The organism is Streptomyces sp. NPDC045967 (assembly GCF_056430495.1).
This window is the reverse complement of sequence record NZ_JBWKLE010000004.1, coordinates 16,728-31,809: the sequence shown is the minus strand read 5'-3', so window position 1 is coordinate 31,809 and position 15,082 is coordinate 16,728. Positions and strand designations below refer to the sequence as shown.

The following is a 15,082-nucleotide window of genomic DNA, read 5'->3' as shown; positions in this document are numbered from 1 at the left end:
GCACTGGCTACGCTGAGGGGCATGGACTACGTCTCCGCGCTCGTGCCCCCCTTCGTGATGGCCGCGTTCTTCATCGGTCTCGTCGTGACGATCGTGAAGTCCCAGGGCGGCGCCAACAAGGCCAAGGAGGACGAGGCGGTCGACGCCGTGCTCGCCCGCGCCGAGGCCGCCCGGCAGAACCGCCCCTGAGGCGTTTCCCGGCCCGCCCGCCCGCCGGCTCCGTCCGGGGTCCCCATGGGGCCCCGGTTTTTGTCGCGCGTTGCCGGGCGAATAGTGGGCAATTACCCACAAGCCGCACTATCGTGCTGGTGTGCCTCGGCCCTTGGGAGAACTCGAAGACGCCGTCATGACGCGGGTGTGGCAGTGGAACCGCCCGGTCACCGTCCGGGAAGTGCTGGAAGACCTCCAGCAGGAACGGTCCATCGCATACACCACGGTCATGACCGTTATGGACAATCTCCATCAGAAGGGCTGGGTCCGCCGGGAAGCGGAAGGCCGCGCCTATCGATATACGGCGGTCTCCACCCGCGCCGCGTACTCGGCCGCGCTGATGAACGAGGCGTGGTCGACCAGTGACAACCCGGCCGCGGCCCTCGTCGCCTTCTTCGGGATGATGTCCGCCGAACAGCGCGAGGCCCTCCGGGACGCCGTCCGGATCGTCCAGCACGACGACGAGGCGGCGGAAGCCGCGGAGGCGGCCGAAGCCGCCCCGCCGCCCGGTCAGGGCCCCGCGGCGGGGGAGACCGGCGGGCCTGGGCGGGAGCCGGGACGATAGCGTCCGGCCCATGGGAGAGTTTTCCTCTGCACACGCAGAAACAGTGACGATCCGCCGTGCCCGCACCGGTGATGTTCCCGCGCTGCGCCGCCTGCTCGACCAGTACGTGCAGCAGCGGATCCTGCTCGACAAAGCACCGGTCGTCCTTTACGAGGACATCCAGGAGTTCTGGGTCGCGGAACGCGAGTCCGACCGCCAGGTGGTCGGCTGCGGCGCTCTCCACGTGATGTGGGAAGACCTCGCCGAAGTACGCACTCTCGCCGTCGACCGCGGCCTCAAGGGCGCCGGCGTCGGCCATCTGGTGCTCGCGCAGTTGTTGCGGACGGCCCGCGAGCTCGGGGTGAGCCGGGTTTTCTGCCTGACCTTCGAAGTGGACTTCTTCGCGAAGCACGGCTTCGTCGAGATCGGCGAGACCCCGGTCGACACCGATGTCTACATGGAGCTCCTGCGTTCCTATGACGAGGGCGTCGCCGAGTTCCTCGGTCTCGAACGGGTGAAGCCGAACACCTTGGGCAACAGCCGGATGCTTCTGCACCTCTGATCGGAGCCCCGGCTTTTCCGGTGCTCCGCGCACCTGTGGCCTATGTCCGAATCGCGCACGTTTCCCGCCCCGATGCGGTCCTGAACCTCTCCCCGGGGGTTTGTGTTTTCCAGGCAAAAGCGGTTTCCTTTCCGCGTACTGCTTTTCGATGAAAGGAAATCCCGGTGGCACAGAAGGTTCAGGTCCTTCTTGTCGACGACCTCGACGGCGGCGAGGCGGACGAGACGGTGACGTTCGCTCTGGACGGCAAGACCTACGAGATCGACCTCACCACCGCCAACGCTGAAAAGCTCCGCGGTCTGCTCGACCCGTACACCAAGGGCGGCCGCCGTACCGGTGGGCGCGCGACCGCGGCCCGTGCCAAGGGCCGTGCCTCGACCGGGACCGGCAACCCCGACACCGCGGAGATCCGCGCGTGGGCGAAGGAGAACGGTTACAACGTGAACGACCGCGGCCGCGTCCCGGCCGAGATCCGCGAGGCCTACGAGAAGGCCAAGGGCTGACCGCACCGCTCGGCACCGCGCCTGAGGCGCGCACGGTGGCATTCCGTCGCCGCTGCCGCCACCAGGCGCACGAGGTCGGGCCCGTGGCCGGGCCCGGGTGAACCCGGCAGGGCGGGCAGCAGTGCCTCGCACCCCTGCTCGGGGGGCCGCAGCCACACGGCGGCCTCCCGGGGGCGGGGCGGCGGCCCCGGGGGAGCGGGGGCGGCGATCCGGCCGCCCGGGCCCAGGGCCGTGAGGTCCAGGGCGATCCCGCCCCACTCCAGCCAGTCCAGCAGCCCCTCGAGTTCCTCCGCGCTCCCCGGCGCCACCAGGAACCGCATCCTGCGCCCCGTGAGGGCGACCGGGCCCGTGTCGACCGGCCTGCGCAGGAGCGCCGTCCCCGCATCGGACGGCAGCTCCAGGACGTCGAACCGGGACCCGGTGGCGAGCTGGACCGGGGGACCCTCCGTGACCGGCCAGCCGAGCACGCGCTCGTACCAGGAGGCGTGGTCACCCGCGGCGGGCACGCACCGACCGGCCTCCTCGGCCGGAAGGCGGGGCAGCGGGACGGCGGCGGCTGCGACGGTGCTGGGGGCCATGCCCTGAGCAACCTCCCGGCGGGCGCCCGGGTTACGGCCTCCTGTGACCCAGGGCACGCGGTCCATTGCGGAACGTAAACACCGCAGGGGCGGAGTCCCACATTCGGGACGGAACTGTGTTCGCCCTTAGCGGAGGGAAGCGACGGCGCGGGCATGGAGTGTCAGTCCCGGCGGGTAAGACATTCCTAGTGGAGCGGGGCGACACGCTGATTTGAACGGCGTCCGTTCGCCATCGGCGTACACGCAGGACGGGTATCTGCCTGGCCTGCGGGAACATCGTCTCGCACCATCGGGTTGGAGCAGTTGTCGGCTCTTCGGGCCGGTTTTCCCCGCGGATGCGGGGGTGAGCCGCGGACGGATGTCGGCAGTTGGAATGAGCTGTCCCGCCCCGCGGGACTAGCATGCGGAAGGACAGGGCGGGGACCGACCCCGAACTGCCCGACCGCTCTGAGGAGCGATAAACGATGTTCGAGAGGTTCACCGACCGTGCGCGGCGGGTTGTCGTCCTGGCTCAGGAAGAAGCCCGGATGCTCAACCACAACTACATCGGCACCGAGCACATCCTCCTGGGCTTGATCCACGAGGGTGAGGGTGTCGCCGCTAAGGCCCTGGAGAGCCTCGGGATTTCGCTCGAGGCTGTTCGCCAGCAGGTTGAGGAGATCATCGGCCAGGGCCAGCAGGCCCCGTCCGGGCACATCCCCTTCACCCCGCGGGCGAAGAAGGTCCTGGAGCTGTCGCTCCGAGAGGCCCTCCAGCTCGGCCACAACTACATCGGCACCGAGCACATCCTGCTCGGCCTGATCCGCGAGGGCGAGGGCGTCGCCGCCCAGGTCCTCGTGAAGCTGGGCGCCGATCTCAACCGGGTCCGGCAGCAGGTCATCCAGCTGCTCTCCGGCTACACCGGCGGAGGCAAGGAGTCGGCCACGGCCGGCGGCCCGGCCGAGGGCACGCCCTCGACCTCGCTCGTCCTGGACCAGTTCGGCCGCAACCTCACCCAGGCGGCCCGCGAATCCAAGCTCGACCCGGTCATCGGGCGCGAGAAGGAGATCGAGCGGGTCATGCAGGTGCTGTCCCGCCGTACGAAGAACAACCCGGTCCTCATCGGCGAGCCCGGCGTCGGCAAGACCGCCGTCGTCGAGGGCCTGGCGCAGGCGATCGTCAAGGGCGAGGTCCCCGAGACCCTCAAGGACAAGCACCTCTACACGCTTGACCTCGGCGCCCTGGTCGCCGGTTCCCGCTACCGCGGTGACTTCGAGGAGCGCCTGAAGAAGGTGCTCAAGGAGATCCGCACCCGCGGCGACATCATCCTGTTCATCGACGAGCTCCACACCCTGGTGGGTGCGGGCGCCGCCGAGGGCGCGATCGACGCCGCGAGCATCCTCAAGCCCATGCTGGCCCGTGGTGAGCTCCAGACCATCGGTGCCACGACGCTCGACGAGTACCGCAAGCACCTCGAGAAGGACGCGGCCCTCGAGCGCCGCTTCCAGCCGATCCAGGTGGCGGAGCCTTCCCTCCCCCACACGATCGAGATCCTCAAGGGCCTGCGCGACCGCTACGAGGCCCACCACCGCGTCTCCATCACGGACGAGGCCCTCGTCCAGGCGGCGACGCTGGCGGACCGGTACATCTCGGACCGCTTCCTGCCGGACAAGGCGATCGACCTGATCGACGAGGCCGGCTCCCGGATGCGCATCCGCCGGATGACCGCCCCGCCGGACCTCCGCGAGTTCGACGAGAAGATCGCGGGCGTGCGCCGCGACAAGGAGTCGGCCATCGACTCCCAGGACTTCGAGAAGGCGGCGTCTCTCCGTGACAAGGAGAAGCAGCTGCTGGCGGCGAAGACCAAGCGCGAGAAGGAATGGAAGGCCGGCGACATGGACGTCGTCGCCGAGGTCGACGGCGAGCTCATCGCCGAGGTCCTCGCGACCGCGACCGGCATTCCCGTCTTCAAGCTCACCGAGGAGGAGTCCTCGCGTCTGCTCCGCATGGAGGACGAGCTCCACCGTCGGGTCATCGGCCAGAAGGACGCCATCAAGGCGCTCTCCCAGGCGATCCGCCGTACCCGTGCGGGTCTGAAGGACCCGAAGCGCCCGGGTGGCTCGTTCATCTTCGCCGGCCCGTCCGGTGTCGGTAAGACCGAGCTCTCCAAGACGCTCGCCGAATTCCTCTTCGGTGACGAGGACGCGCTGATCTCCCTCGACATGTCGGAGTTCAGCGAGAAGCACACGGTTTCCCGCCTCTTCGGTTCGCCCCCCGGCTACGTGGGCTACGAAGAGGGCGGCCAGCTCACCGAGAAGGTGCGCCGCAAGCCGTTCTCCGTCGTCCTCTTCGACGAGGTCGAGAAGGCCCACCCGGATATCTTCAATTCCCTTCTCCAGATCCTGGAGGACGGTCGCCTGACCGACTCCCAGGGCCGGGTCGTGGACTTCAAGAACACGGTCATCATCATGACGACCAACCTGGGTACCCGGGACATCTCGAAGGGCTTCAACCTGGGCTTCGCGGCCCAGGGTGACACCAAGACCGGCTACGACCGGATGAAGGCGAAGGTCAACGAAGAGCTCAAGCAGCACTTCCGGCCCGAGTTCCTCAACCGTGTCGACGACACGGTCGTCTTCCACCAGCTCACCGAGGAAGACATCATCCAGATCGTCGACCTGATGATCGCGAAGGTGGACGAGCGCCTGAAGGACCGCGACATGGGCATCGAGCTGAGCGGCGACGCGAAGCTCCTGCTCGCCAAGCGCGGCTACGACCCGATCCTGGGTGCCCGGCCGCTGCGCCGGACCATCCAGCGCGAGATCGAGGACATCCTGTCGGAGAAGATCCTCTTCGGCGAGCTGCGCCCCGGTCACATCGTGGTCGTCGGCAAGGAGGGTGAGGGCGAGGACGCCAAGTTCACCTTCCGCGGCGAGGAGAAGTCGGCCCTGCCCGACCTTCCCCCGATCGAGGCCACGGGCTCCGGCCCGGACCTGTCGAAGGGCGCGTGACCGCCGCAGAGCGGTAGCCGTACGAAGGGGCGGCCCCGGAACCGAGAGGTTCCGGGGCCGCCCCTTCGTCGTGCCCGCCGAAGACCCCGCGGGCAGCCGAAGGTCCCGGGGCGGGGGAGCCGGAGGTCCTCCGGCGGTGACAAGCCGCACAGGACAAATCGGACCTACTAGAACCTTTCGTAGATCCAGTCACCCGATTTGTTCCGCAGCGACCCAGTAATCGCCTGGTCAAACGACTGCGTCACACCCACCAGGTCTACGAGTTCGGCTAGTAATGCGGAGGTTTGGGGAAGTACGGGGGCCCGGGTTACCAAGGATGAGCCCGCCCGGCACACGCCTCACCGTGCCGGGTCACTTCATGCCCGTGGCGGGCGTGAACCACGTCTTTGTCCCCGGCCCCGGAGGTCTCCTACATGTCCGCGAAGCGCGTCACCACCCGTCGTACCCGTATCGCCGTCGGCGCGACCGCCCTCGGTGCGGCGCTGGCCCTGGGGGCCGGGACGACCGCGGCGTTCGCCGACACGACGCAGACCGCCCTCGCCGGCACCGCCGAGCTCGTCGCCGCTCAGGCGGCCGCCCAGGCCGCCGACGCCGCGAACAAGGCCGCAGCCGCCAAGAAGGGGCTGTGGGCCAAGCCGCTCGAGAAGTACACGCTCTCCGCCACCTACGGCAAGGGCGGCGCCATGTGGGCGCGCAAGCACTCCGGCCAGGACTTCGCCGTTCCGACCGGCACCCCCGTCAAGGCCGCGGGCGCCGGCACCGTCGTCAAGGCCGGCCCCAACGGCGGCGGCGACGGCCCCGCGTACGGCAACGCCATCGTGATCAAGCACGCGAACAACACGTACTCCCAGTACGCGCACCTGTCGAAGATCCAGGTCCGGATCGGCCAGAAGGTCTCCGCCGCCCAGCGGATCGCGCTGTCCGGCAACACCGGCAACTCCAGCGGCCCGCACCTGCACTTCGAGATCCGCACCACCCCGAACTACGGCTCGTCCGTCAACCCGGTGGCCTTCCTGCGCACCGTCGGCGTCTCCCTCTGAGGCGCGGGCCAGGCAGGACGTTGACCACAGGGCCTAGGTGAGCAGCCAGGAGTGCGAGGGCTTCGTCGCCGCGGGCATCTTGCCCTCCTTGTAGGCGGCCGCCAGCTCGGGTGAGAACGCCGTCTCGTAGATCCGGATGTTGTGCATGCCGCCCTGCCAGGCGCCGGACCAGATGCCGTGGTGGCGCGAGCGGCCCAGCTGGAGCGGGCCGGGGGCCTGCCAGATGCCGGGCACGGCGGCCTCGCCGGCCTTCTTGCCGTCCACGTAGAGGGCGATGGCCTTCTTCTCCGCGTCGTAGGAGCCGATCACGGTCGTCGGCGTCTTGACCATGGGCAGGCCCTCGGCGACGACGGTCTGCGTGGTCGCGGCGGCGCCCTTGTCCCCGGTCTGCACCCGGAAGATCCACGCCTGCTTGCCGTTCACCTGATCGATGCCCAGCTCGAACGAGAAGGACTCGCCGTCGCCCTGGCTCACGGCGATCCGCGACCCCTTGGCGGCCGAGTTGTAGAGGCGGGCCGTGACGGAGAAGCTCTTCGTCACGTCCACGGCCGGCTCGGCGGCCTGCGCGTAGGACTTCGACGTCCCCTTCGAGACGATCTGGAACCGCTTGCCCACCGGTGCGATCTGCGTGTCGGGGCCCAGCCGGATGCCGATCTTCCCGTTGCTGTCGCGCAGCAGCGTCGCGTCGCCCTCGACGGTGGGGGAGTACGGAGCCGACGAGCCCGAGGCGCCGCCCGGCGAGGCGGACGCCGAGACCGCCGGGTCGTCGGTGGGGACCTGCGGGTCCTCCTCGCGGCCCAGCAGGAAGAACGTTCCGCCGCCGGCGAGCAGCGCCAGTGCGGTCACCCCGCCGCCCAGCATCCACAGCCGCTTCCTGCGGCGCTCCGCCGCGGAGCGGTCGGCCAGGGCCTCCCAGTCCGGCTGGTCGCCGATCGGCCCCGGTATGCCCGCCTGGGCCGGCGACCACGGCGTCTGCTGCGCTCCGGGGTCCTGCCGGTAGGGGTCGGGCTGCTGTCCGTCCGGCTGGTACGGGTTCGACTGCCCCGCGGGAGGGAAGCCGTAGCCGCCGGCGTCCTGCGCGGCCGGGCCGTGCGGGCCGGGCGGGAAACCGTAGCCGCTCTGGACGGACGGGCCGGGCGGGAAGCCGTACCCGCCCTGCTCGGGGGGCCCCGGCGGGAACCCGTAGCCACCGCTCCCCGGGGCGGGCTCGGGCTGCGGGTTGCTCTGTGGATTCGTGCCGTCGCTCATGCCACTGGATGCTAAGTCACGGCCCTGCCGGGGCGTACGGCCCGGTACGGATCCGCGACCCCCGGCTTGCCGACGCACCGCCACCCCGCCGGCGCGCTCCTACGGGGTGATCACCGGGAAGCTGCCCGTCGCCGTCGGCGCGTGCTCCGGGAGCCACAGCACCGCCACCGCGCCCGCCGCGCGGCCCTCGCGGTCGTAGCCGCCCGGGGCGGCCACGTTGCGGAAGGTCAGCCGGGCGCCCAGGACCCGCGCCTGCCCCTCGGCGATGGTCAGCCCCAGTCCGTGCCCCACCCCGGCCCGGTCCGTCGACCCGGTGCGGAAGCGGCTCGGTCCCTCGCGCAGCAGCGCCTCGGGGAAGCCCGGCCCGTGGTCCCGGATCCGCACGACCCGGCCCTCCACGTCGACCTGGACCGGCGGCTGCCCGTAGCGCGCGGCATTGGCCAGCAGGTTGCCCAGGATCCGCTCCAGGCGCCGCGGGTCGGTGCTGACGATCTCGTCCGCGACGACCCGTACCGACGCCTCCGGCATCAGCGCCCGCACCCGCCGGCCGACGAACTCGCCGAGCGCCACGTCCTGCAGCTCCGCCCGCTCGGACGCGCTGTCCAGCCGGGCCACCTCCAGCACGTCCTCGACCAGCACGCGCATCGCCTGCGCGCGGTCCCGTACGAGCTCGGTCGGCCGGCCCGGAGGCAGCAGTTCGGCCGCCGTCAGCAGGCCCGTCACCGGGGTCCGCAGCTCGTGCGCGATGTCCGCGGTCACCCGCCGCTCGGCCTCCAGCCGCTGCTGGAGGGTGTCGGCCATGGCGTCCACCGCCCGCGCGAGGTCGTCCGTCTCGTCCCGTACGACGCCCCCGACCGCGTCCCGCACCCGCACCTGGGGGTCCCCGTGCGCCACCCGCTGCGCGGCCGCCGCGGCCTTGCGCAGCCGGCGCGAGATCTGCCCGCCGATCAGCACGCCCAGCGCCGAACCGCCCACGACCACGGCCAGGGAGCCGACGACCAGCGCCCGGTCCAGGTCGCGCACCATGTTGGCGCTCTCCCGGAACTGCGTGTGCAGCGACAGCACCTGCCCGTTCTCGAGGGGGACCGCGGCCCACACCTCGGGAGCCCCCTTCGCGGACTCCTGGACGTAGGTGCCGCGCCGCCCGGAGCGCGCCTTCTCCCGCAGCGGGGCCGGCAGGTCGGGGTCGTTGAGCTTGGCGCCCATGGGCGGCTTGCGGCCGGCCTCGGCATTGCGGGAGATGAACTGCACGCGGTCCAGCTGCACCTCGCGGGCGCTCTCCAGCATGGACACGCGGGCGGCGCTGTGCACCACCAGGCTCAGCGCGACGGCCGTGAGCGCGCCCACGGCGGCGACGGCGATGGTGATCTTCCAGCGGATCCCCGTGCGCAGGGTGAACCGCCTCATGCCTTGAGCTTGTATCCGAAGCCCCGGACCGTCTCGATCCGGTCCTGTCCGATCTTGGTGCGCAGCCGCTGGACGTGGACGTCCACGACCCGGGTGTCACCGCCCCAGTCGTAGTCCCAGACCCGCTCCAGCAGCCGGTCGCGCGACAGGACGGTGCCGGGCGCGGAGGAGAACTCGAGCAGCAGCCGCATCTCGGTCGGGGTCAGCGCCACGGCCGCGCCCGCCTTGCGCACCTCCATGCCCTCCGTGTCGACCTCCAGGTCGCCGAAGGAGAGCACCCCGCGCTCGTCGTCCTGTCCCTCGTCGACGGAGCCCGGACCACCGTTGCGCGGCCCGCCCGCGTGGCCGAAGCGGCGCAGCACCGCGCGGATCCGGGCGACGAGCACCGAGCCGTCGAACGGCTTGGTGACGTAGTCGTCGGCGCCCGCCTCCAGGCCCAGCACCACGTCGATGGAGTCGGCGCGCGCCGACAGCATGATCACCGGGACGGTGGACTCGTCGCGGATGCGGCGGCACAGGCTGACGCCGTCCATGCCGGGGACCATCACGTCGAGGAGGGCGATGTCGGGCCGGTTCGCCCGGAAGGACTCCAGGCCGGACAGGCCGTCGGGCATGGCGGTGACGACGAACCCGTCGCGTTCCAGCGCCAGGGTCGTGGCCTCACGGATGACGTCGTCGTCCTCCACGAACAGGACATGGGTCTCGGCCATGCGGGAGCCTCGCCTCGGTTCCTCGGTACTCGGTTGTGCGGCAGTCAGTTCTTCTGGGACGGGGCCGGCGCGGGCTGGCTGCCGCCGTCGACCACGTTGCTGTATTCGGAGTGCACCCGGTCCTGCTCGGTGAACCGCTCGCCGTCCCAGCGGTAGGTGATGACGTCCTCGCCGGACGGGTAGGCGAGCGGGTCGCTCTTGGCGTAGACCTGCTTGGTGACGATCAGATCGCCCCGGTCGATCTCCGCGTAGACGGGCGGCTGCTCGTCCGAGAAGACATTCTCGTACGTCGCGCCGTCCGCGCGGTACACGTAGGAGCCGCGTCCGAGCGCGTCGGCGCACGACAGGACGTTGACCACGATGTCGACGACGGCGCTGCCGGTGACCTTCCCGTAGCTGACGTCGACGGGGTACTCCCTGCCCGTGCAGGGCTTGAGGTCCCGTTTGACCTCGGCGCTGACCTTGGGGTCCGCCTTCAGCAGCGCCACCGGGTCGACCTTCTTCAACGGCTTGCCGGAGGCGGCCGCGGACGCCGCGGAGGAGGGGTCGGGGGAGGCGGTGGTCGGGGCGGCCTTGGCCACCGGGTCCGTCCGGGCGGGGCCGCCGTCGCGCAGGCCGGTACCGCCCGTGGCGCAACCGACCGCGAACACGGCTGTGCCGACGAGGACGACCGTCCCCGCCGACACCAGGATCAGCGACCGTCTGCCGGTCAGTCGTGGGCCGTTCAGGCCGCGCACCGTTCACGCCCCTCGTACCGGATGGTGTGGTCACCGCGTTCCAGCGCACGCATGTCCAGGTCCCGGCTCTCCAGCTCCTGCCGGAGGCGGGCCAGCGCGCGGTGCAGCGTGCTCTTCACGGTACCCGCCGACATCCCGAGCGCGGCAGCCGTCTCCTCCGTGCTCATCTGCTCCCAGTGTCGCAGCACGACCACGCTGCGCTGCTTGGGCGCGAGCACCTTGAGGATGTCCATGAGCAGGGCGCGGTCGGCGCGCTGGTCCGAGCCGTCCTCCACGGAGGCGTCGGGGAGCTGCTCGGTGGGGACCTCTTCGAGCTTGCGGGCACGCCACCACTCGGTACGCGTGTTGATCATGACGCGGCGCAGGTAGGCGTCGGCCAGGGACTTGTCGGCGATCCCGTCCCAGCGGCCGTAGGTGCGCACGAGGGCGGTCTGCAGCAGGTCCTGCGCGTCGGTGGGGTCCGGAACCAGGCGCCGGGCGCTGCGCAGCAGCGCGTCCTGCCGAGTGCGTACGTACTCCTCGAATTCGAGTACCTCGCCGTGCGCCATCTCAGACCGCCTCCGTTCCGTGCAACCGCTCGTCCGCTGCCTTGCGGATCAGACGGTACGGAGGGGTTGTCACGAGCCTGTGCGGGCCAGACTTCGGTGGACGCACGGACACCCATAGGTTGTGTAACAGCGCCCGTGAGCTGGGGATTTCGGCCCTGGAAGCGGAATCGTTGAGTCGACTACCGGTTGCTCCGGTCAGGTCTGCGGCAACCGGTACATCGCCCCCTCCAGAGGTTCTACCAGCCCGTCGGAGACCAGTCCGTCGAGGGCCCGGGCGCGCTGCACCGGCTCGTCCCAGACCGTGTCGAGCACGGCCTGCGGTACGGGTTCCAGCGCTTCCCGGAGCACGGCGAGCAGCCGGCCGCGCACCTGCCGGTCCGTCCCGGCGTAGGTCTGCCCGCGCCGCGGCGGCCCCTCGTGCGCCGGCTTCCCGGCGAGGCGCCACGCGCACAGTCCGGCGACCGGGCAGCGGGCGCAGGCCGGGTTCTTGGCGGTGCACACCAGCGCGCCGAGCTCCATCGAGGCCGCCGCCCAGCGGGCCGCGGTGCTCTCGTCCGCGGGCAGCAGGGCCCGGGCCAGCCGGCGTTCGGCGGCGGTGGTGGCGGTCGGCGGGTATTGGACCCCGGTGGCGGTGCGCGCGAAGACCCGCCGGACGTTGGTGTCGAGCACGGCGTGCCGCTGCCCGTACGCGAAGGAGGCCACGGCGGCCGCGGTGTACTCGCCGATCCCCGGCAGCGCGAGGAGCTGCGCGTGCTCGCGCGGTACATCGCCCCCGTGCCGCTCCGTTATCGCGACGGCCGCGCCGTGCAGCCGCAGCGCCCGGCGCGGGTAGCCCAGCCGCCCCCAGGCCCGTACGGCCTCGCCCGGCGCCTCGGCGGCCAGGTCGGCGGGGCGGGGCCAGCGGGCGAGCCACTGCTCGTACACCGGAAGGACGCGGCTGACCGGGGTCTGCTGGAGCATGAACTCGCTGACCATGACCCCCCAGGCGCCGGCCTCGGGGCGGCGCCAGGGCAGGTCGCGGGCGTGCTCGTCGAACCATGCGATGACGGGCGAGTGCAGGGCGTGCGGGACGGCCGGGGACTCGGAGTCGGGGGAGCCGGAGGAGTCGGGGGACGCGGCGGAGGCGAGGGGGGATGCAGTCATGGCAGACGGCATCCTGACACGTTTCGTCCCTCCCGTGCGGGGCCCGGGCCGGTGAACCGGACAACTGACGGTGCGCCGCTCGCCCGCACGGCGGCGACGGCCCGGCCGCCCGGGCCGGTGAGCGCCAGGACGAGCAGGGCGGCCAGCGAACCGCCCAGCAGCAGGCCCATCGCCACGTCGTGCGGGTAGTGCACGCCGACGAAGACGCGGGAGAAGGCCATCAGCAGGGCGAGCGGGACGGTCAGCAGCGCGAGCCGGCGCGCGGCCATGACCAGCGCGACCGCGGCGGCGCCGGCGAGGGCCGAGTGGTTGCTGGGGAAGGACCAGTCGCCGGTCGGCGGGCAGGCCACGAGCGGGGCGACGGCCCCGGCGACCGCCCGGCACGGCCGCTCCTCGTCCACCACCGACTTCACCAGCTCCGACACGGCGTAGGCGGCGACCGTGACCACCGGGGCCAGGACGGCGAGCGCGACCGCCCGGGGGTCGGCCCGCCGGCGCGAACGCCACCAGACGGCCAGGAAGAGGACGCCGAAGAGCAGCAGCCCGTACTCCGTCCAGTGTGCGAACGCCGATCGCACCCAGCCGGGCGTGGTGCGGGCGAACTCGGTGACGTCGATGTAGAGGGCGGTGCTGTCCATGGTCACCGACGGTACTGACAGATCAGGGGTCCCGCATCAAACTCATGGCCGATTTCCTGCGCTCCGGCTGCGCCTCCGGACTGATCATCCGCAGAACAAACCCGCGGCGCGGCATGGGGGGCGCCGATCGGGCCGCGGATTCTCGTAAAGTTCCGTCCGTGGGATCTCTGCGCAATCCGGTCGGGCCGCTCCCCTCCTCCATCTACTGGCGACGGAGGGCCGTGCTGGCGTCCGTCGTCGCGCTCCTGGCGCTCCTCGCCGTATGGACCGTCAGTTCCGGCGGGGGGAAGTCGAGTACGAACGGCAAGGGCCAGGGCCGGCCCGATCCGCACGCCCCGATCACCCCCGGCCCGTCGGGCACGGGCCCGGCGATCAGCCAGGCCCCGGGCGGCCGCGGGGAGTCGGGCGCGGGCGGCACCGGCTCCGAGGGCGGGGGCTCCGCCGGCGCGGGCAAGAACGGCGAACCGGGCAGCGGTACGGGCACCGGCGGGGCGGCCGGCTCCGACGCGGGCGCCGGCCAGGGCGGCGGCGCCCCGGTCCCGGCGGACCCGGCCCTGCCCACGTGCGTGCCGACGGCACTGCAGTGGGAGGTCAAGAGCGTGAAGAACGAGTACGAGGCGAACGAGAAGCCCCGTCTCGAACTCGTCGCCCGCAATGTCACCGGCGCCACCTGCAAGGTCGATCTCGGGCCGCGTCAGGCGGTCCTGACCATCCTTCAGGCGAGCACCGGCAAGGCGGTGTGGTCCTCGGCGGACTGCCCCACGGGCCCGGGCAGCGCGTTCTTCCGGCTCCCCGCGCAAGGGGAGACGAAGCAGTCGCTCGAATGGAACCGCGGGTTCAGTGCCCCCGACCAGTGCCAGACGCCTCCGGCGGGCGCCGCCGGTCCGGCCACCTACGTGGTCGAGGTCAAGGCCCCGGGCATGCCGGTCGCCCGGACCTCTTTCGTACTGAAGCAGGACTAGGGAGTGTCTTCCGGATCAGGTCCGGAAGACACGCCTCAGACGTACCGCTCCAGGATCGAGGACTCGGCCAGGCGGGACAGGCCCTCGCGGACGCTGCGCGCGCGGGCCTCGCCCACGCCGTCCACCGTCTGCAGGTCGTCCACGCTCGCCGCCAGCAGCTTCTGCAGGCCCCCGAAGTGCTCCACCAGACGTTCGATGATGGCGCCGGGCAGCCGGGGCACCTTCGCCAGCAGCCGGTACCCGCGCGGCGACACCGCCGAGTCCAGCGTCTCCGGCGAACCGGTGTAGCCCAGCGCCCGCGCCACGATCCCCAGCTCCAGCAGCTCGGGGTGCGACAGCGCGTCCAGGGCCGGCAGGGCCTCCTCGACCGTGCGGGAACGCTTCGCCGTCGGCTCCGGCACGTAGTCCCGGATCACCAGCTCCCGCTCCTGCTCGATCCCCACCGTCAGCTCGTCCAGCTGGAGCGAGAGCAGCCGGCCGTCGGTGCCGAGTTCCACGACGTACTCGGCGATCTCGGTCGCGATCCGGCGGACCATTTCCAGCCGCTGCGCGACCGCCGTCACGTCACGGACCGTGACCAGGTCCTCGATCTCCAGCGCCGACAGCGTGCCCGCGACCTCGTCGAGGCGCAGCTTGTACCGCTCGAGCGTGGCCAGCGCCTGGTTCGCCCGCGACAGGATCGCCCCGGACTCCTCCAGGACCCGCCGCTCCCCGTCCACGTACAGCGCGATCAGCCGCATCGACTGCGACACCGACACCACCGGGAAGCCGCACTGCTTGGAGACGCGGTCCGCGGTCCGGTGCCGGGTGCCCGTCTCCTCCGTGGGGATGGACGCGTCCGGCACCAGCTGGACGCCGGCCCGCAGGATCTTGGTGATGTCCTTGTCCAGGATGAGCGCGCCGTCGAGCTTGCACAGCTCGCGCAGCCGGGTCGCCGTGAACTCCACGTCCAGCACGAAACCACCGGTGCACATGGCCTCGACCGACTTGTCCATGCCCAGCACGATCAAGCCGCCGGTGTTGCCGCGGACAATCCGTTCCAGGCCGTCACGCAGGGGCTGACCAGGTGCGACCGCGCTCAGCGAGGCGCGCATCATGGCCTCCTGCTTGGAGCTCGCGCCCGACTTGCCGGATGCTGCTGCCCCGTCCTTGGCTGCCACTGCACTCCTCCGGTCGCGGGTTGCGCCGCCTGCGTACGGCCGGGCGGACCATCCCGAAGTCTACCGGCGTGCGCTGCGGCCCCGCCGTGGCTTGGCCGGGCG

General features: G+C 71.5%; 16 protein-coding genes. 7 read left to right on the top strand and 9 right to left on the bottom strand.

Annotated features, from left to right (window positions below; genetic code table 11):
• The first annotated feature begins 21 nt into the window (after positions 1-21).
• The 4 genes from AC07FY_RS10115 to AC07FY_RS10100 all read left to right on the top strand — a co-directional run bounded on the left by AC07FY_RS10115 (position 22) and on the right by AC07FY_RS10100 (position 1,819).
• Positions 22-189, top strand: a complete 168-nt coding sequence (locus AC07FY_RS10115) for a hypothetical protein (protein ID WP_479003299.1) — start codon at positions 22-24, stop codon at positions 187-189.
• A 121-nt stretch (positions 190-310) separates the two neighbouring features.
• Positions 311-775 carry a BlaI/MecI/CopY family transcriptional regulator gene (locus tag AC07FY_RS10110; protein ID WP_479003296.1) on the top strand — a complete coding sequence of 155 codons (465 nt, stop codon included), beginning with the start codon at positions 311-313 and terminating at the stop codon, positions 773-775.
• 10 nt (positions 776-785) lie between these two features.
• Positions 786-1,316 (top strand): amino-acid N-acetyltransferase, encoded by a 531-nt coding sequence (locus AC07FY_RS10105; protein ID WP_479003293.1) that lies wholly within the window; start codon positions 786-788, stop codon positions 1,314-1,316.
• 164 nt (positions 1,317-1,480) lie between these two features.
• Positions 1,481-1,819, top strand: coding sequence for a histone-like nucleoid-structuring protein Lsr2 (locus tag AC07FY_RS10100; RefSeq protein WP_479003290.1), 339 nt, complete (start codon positions 1,481-1,483; stop codon positions 1,817-1,819).
• Here AC07FY_RS10100 and AC07FY_RS10095 read toward each other — a convergent pair.
• Complete coding sequence (locus tag AC07FY_RS10095; RefSeq protein ID WP_479003287.1) at positions 1,798-2,397, bottom strand: SCO3374 family protein; 600 nt, start codon at positions 2,395-2,397, stop codon at positions 1,798-1,800. The genes AC07FY_RS10100 and AC07FY_RS10095 overlap by 22 nt on opposite strands.
• A gap of 464 nt (positions 2,398-2,861) precedes the next feature.
• Here AC07FY_RS10095 and AC07FY_RS10090 point away from each other — a divergent pair, with 464 nt between their 5' ends.
• Positions 2,862-5,387, top strand: coding sequence for an ATP-dependent Clp protease ATP-binding subunit (locus AC07FY_RS10090; RefSeq protein WP_033219171.1), 2,526 nt, complete (start codon positions 2,862-2,864; stop codon positions 5,385-5,387).
• A 413-nt stretch (positions 5,388-5,800) separates the two neighbouring features.
• Positions 5,801-6,427: a M23 family metallopeptidase gene (locus tag AC07FY_RS10085; RefSeq protein WP_479003284.1), complete on the top strand. Its 627-nt coding sequence runs from the start codon at positions 5,801-5,803 to the stop codon at positions 6,425-6,427.
• A 33-nt stretch (positions 6,428-6,460) separates the two neighbouring features.
• Here AC07FY_RS10085 and AC07FY_RS10080 read toward each other — a convergent pair whose 3' ends face one another.
• The 7 genes from AC07FY_RS10080 to AC07FY_RS10050 all read right to left on the bottom strand — a co-directional run bounded on the left by AC07FY_RS10080 (position 6,461) and on the right by AC07FY_RS10050 (position 12,858).
• Positions 6,461-7,675 (bottom strand): LamG-like jellyroll fold domain-containing protein, encoded by a 1,215-nt coding sequence (locus tag AC07FY_RS10080; RefSeq protein ID WP_479003281.1) that lies wholly within the window; start codon positions 7,673-7,675, stop codon positions 6,461-6,463.
• Positions 7,676-7,774: 99 nt separating this feature from the next.
• The gene (gene cseC / locus AC07FY_RS10075; RefSeq protein WP_479003279.1) at positions 7,775-9,082 is read right to left on the bottom strand and encodes a two-component system sensor histidine kinase CseC; all 1,308 of its coding nucleotides are present in this window, start codon (positions 9,080-9,082) and stop codon (positions 7,775-7,777) included.
• Positions 9,079-9,792: a two-component system response regulator CseB gene (gene cseB, locus AC07FY_RS10070; RefSeq protein ID WP_479003276.1), complete on the bottom strand. Its 714-nt coding sequence runs from the start codon at positions 9,790-9,792 to the stop codon at positions 9,079-9,081. Before cseB ends, cseC begins: the two co-directional genes overlap by 4 nt.
• 44 nt (positions 9,793-9,836) lie before the next feature.
• Entirely contained in the window at positions 9,837-10,529 is a 693-nt protein-coding gene (locus AC07FY_RS10065; protein WP_479003273.1) for a hypothetical protein, read from the bottom strand.
• Positions 10,517-11,077 (bottom strand): SigE family RNA polymerase sigma factor, encoded by a 561-nt coding sequence (locus AC07FY_RS10060; RefSeq protein ID WP_069920779.1) that lies wholly within the window; start codon positions 11,075-11,077, stop codon positions 10,517-10,519. The genes AC07FY_RS10065 and AC07FY_RS10060 overlap by 13 nt, the downstream gene beginning before the upstream one ends.
• 195 nt (positions 11,078-11,272) lie before the next feature.
• Entirely contained in the window at positions 11,273-12,220 is a 948-nt protein-coding gene (locus tag AC07FY_RS10055) for an HhH-GPD family protein (RefSeq protein ID WP_479003269.1), read from the bottom strand.
• Positions 12,217-12,858, bottom strand: a complete 642-nt coding sequence (locus AC07FY_RS10050) for a phosphatase PAP2 family protein (protein WP_479003266.1) — start codon at positions 12,856-12,858, stop codon at positions 12,217-12,219. Before AC07FY_RS10050 ends, AC07FY_RS10055 begins: the two co-directional genes overlap by 4 nt.
• 158 nt (positions 12,859-13,016) lie before the next feature.
• Here AC07FY_RS10050 and AC07FY_RS10045 point away from each other — a divergent pair, with 158 nt between their 5' ends.
• A complete protein-coding gene (locus tag AC07FY_RS10045) occupies positions 13,017-13,820 on the top strand; it encodes a hypothetical protein (RefSeq protein WP_479003263.1) in 804 nt (267 codons plus the stop codon).
• 35 nt (positions 13,821-13,855) lie between these two features.
• Here the strand turns inward: AC07FY_RS10045 and disA are convergent, their stop codons facing one another.
• On the bottom strand, positions 13,856-14,980 hold the full coding sequence (gene disA / locus AC07FY_RS10040) for a DNA integrity scanning diadenylate cyclase DisA (RefSeq protein ID WP_479003260.1): 1,125 nt from the start codon (positions 14,978-14,980) through the stop codon (positions 13,856-13,858).
• Positions 14,981-15,082: the final 102 nt, after the last annotated feature.

Excerpts from the sequence above, each read along its gene's own strand:
- AC07FY_RS10115 (WP_479003299.1), top strand. The coding sequence starts at position 22 with ATGGACTACGTCTCCGCGCTCGTGCCCCCCTTCGTGATGGCCGCGTTC.
- AC07FY_RS10105 (WP_479003293.1), top strand. The coding sequence starts at position 786 with ATGGGAGAGTTTTCCTCTGCACACGCAGAAACAGTGACGATCCGCCGT.
- AC07FY_RS10095 (WP_479003287.1), bottom strand. The coding sequence starts at position 2,397 with ATGGCCCCCAGCACCGTCGCAGCCGCCGCCGTCCCGCTGCCCCGCCTT.
- AC07FY_RS10090 (WP_033219171.1), top strand. The coding sequence starts at position 2,862 with ATGTTCGAGAGGTTCACCGACCGTGCGCGGCGGGTTGTCGTCCTGGCT.
- AC07FY_RS10085 (WP_479003284.1), top strand. The coding sequence starts at position 5,801 with ATGTCCGCGAAGCGCGTCACCACCCGTCGTACCCGTATCGCCGTCGGC.
- AC07FY_RS10080 (WP_479003281.1), bottom strand. The coding sequence starts at position 7,675 with ATGAGCGACGGCACGAATCCACAGAGCAACCCGCAGCCCGAGCCCGCC.
- cseC (WP_479003279.1), bottom strand. The coding sequence starts at position 9,082 with ATGAGGCGGTTCACCCTGCGCACGGGGATCCGCTGGAAGATCACCATC.
- cseB (WP_479003276.1), bottom strand. The coding sequence starts at position 9,792 with ATGGCCGAGACCCATGTCCTGTTCGTGGAGGACGACGACGTCATCCGT.
- AC07FY_RS10060 (WP_069920779.1), bottom strand. The coding sequence starts at position 11,077 with ATGGCGCACGGCGAGGTACTCGAATTCGAGGAGTACGTACGCACTCGG.
- AC07FY_RS10055 (WP_479003269.1), bottom strand. The coding sequence starts at position 12,220 with ATGACTGCATCCCCCCTCGCCTCCGCCGCGTCCCCCGACTCCTCCGGC.
- AC07FY_RS10050 (WP_479003266.1), bottom strand. The coding sequence starts at position 12,858 with ATGGACAGCACCGCCCTCTACATCGACGTCACCGAGTTCGCCCGCACC.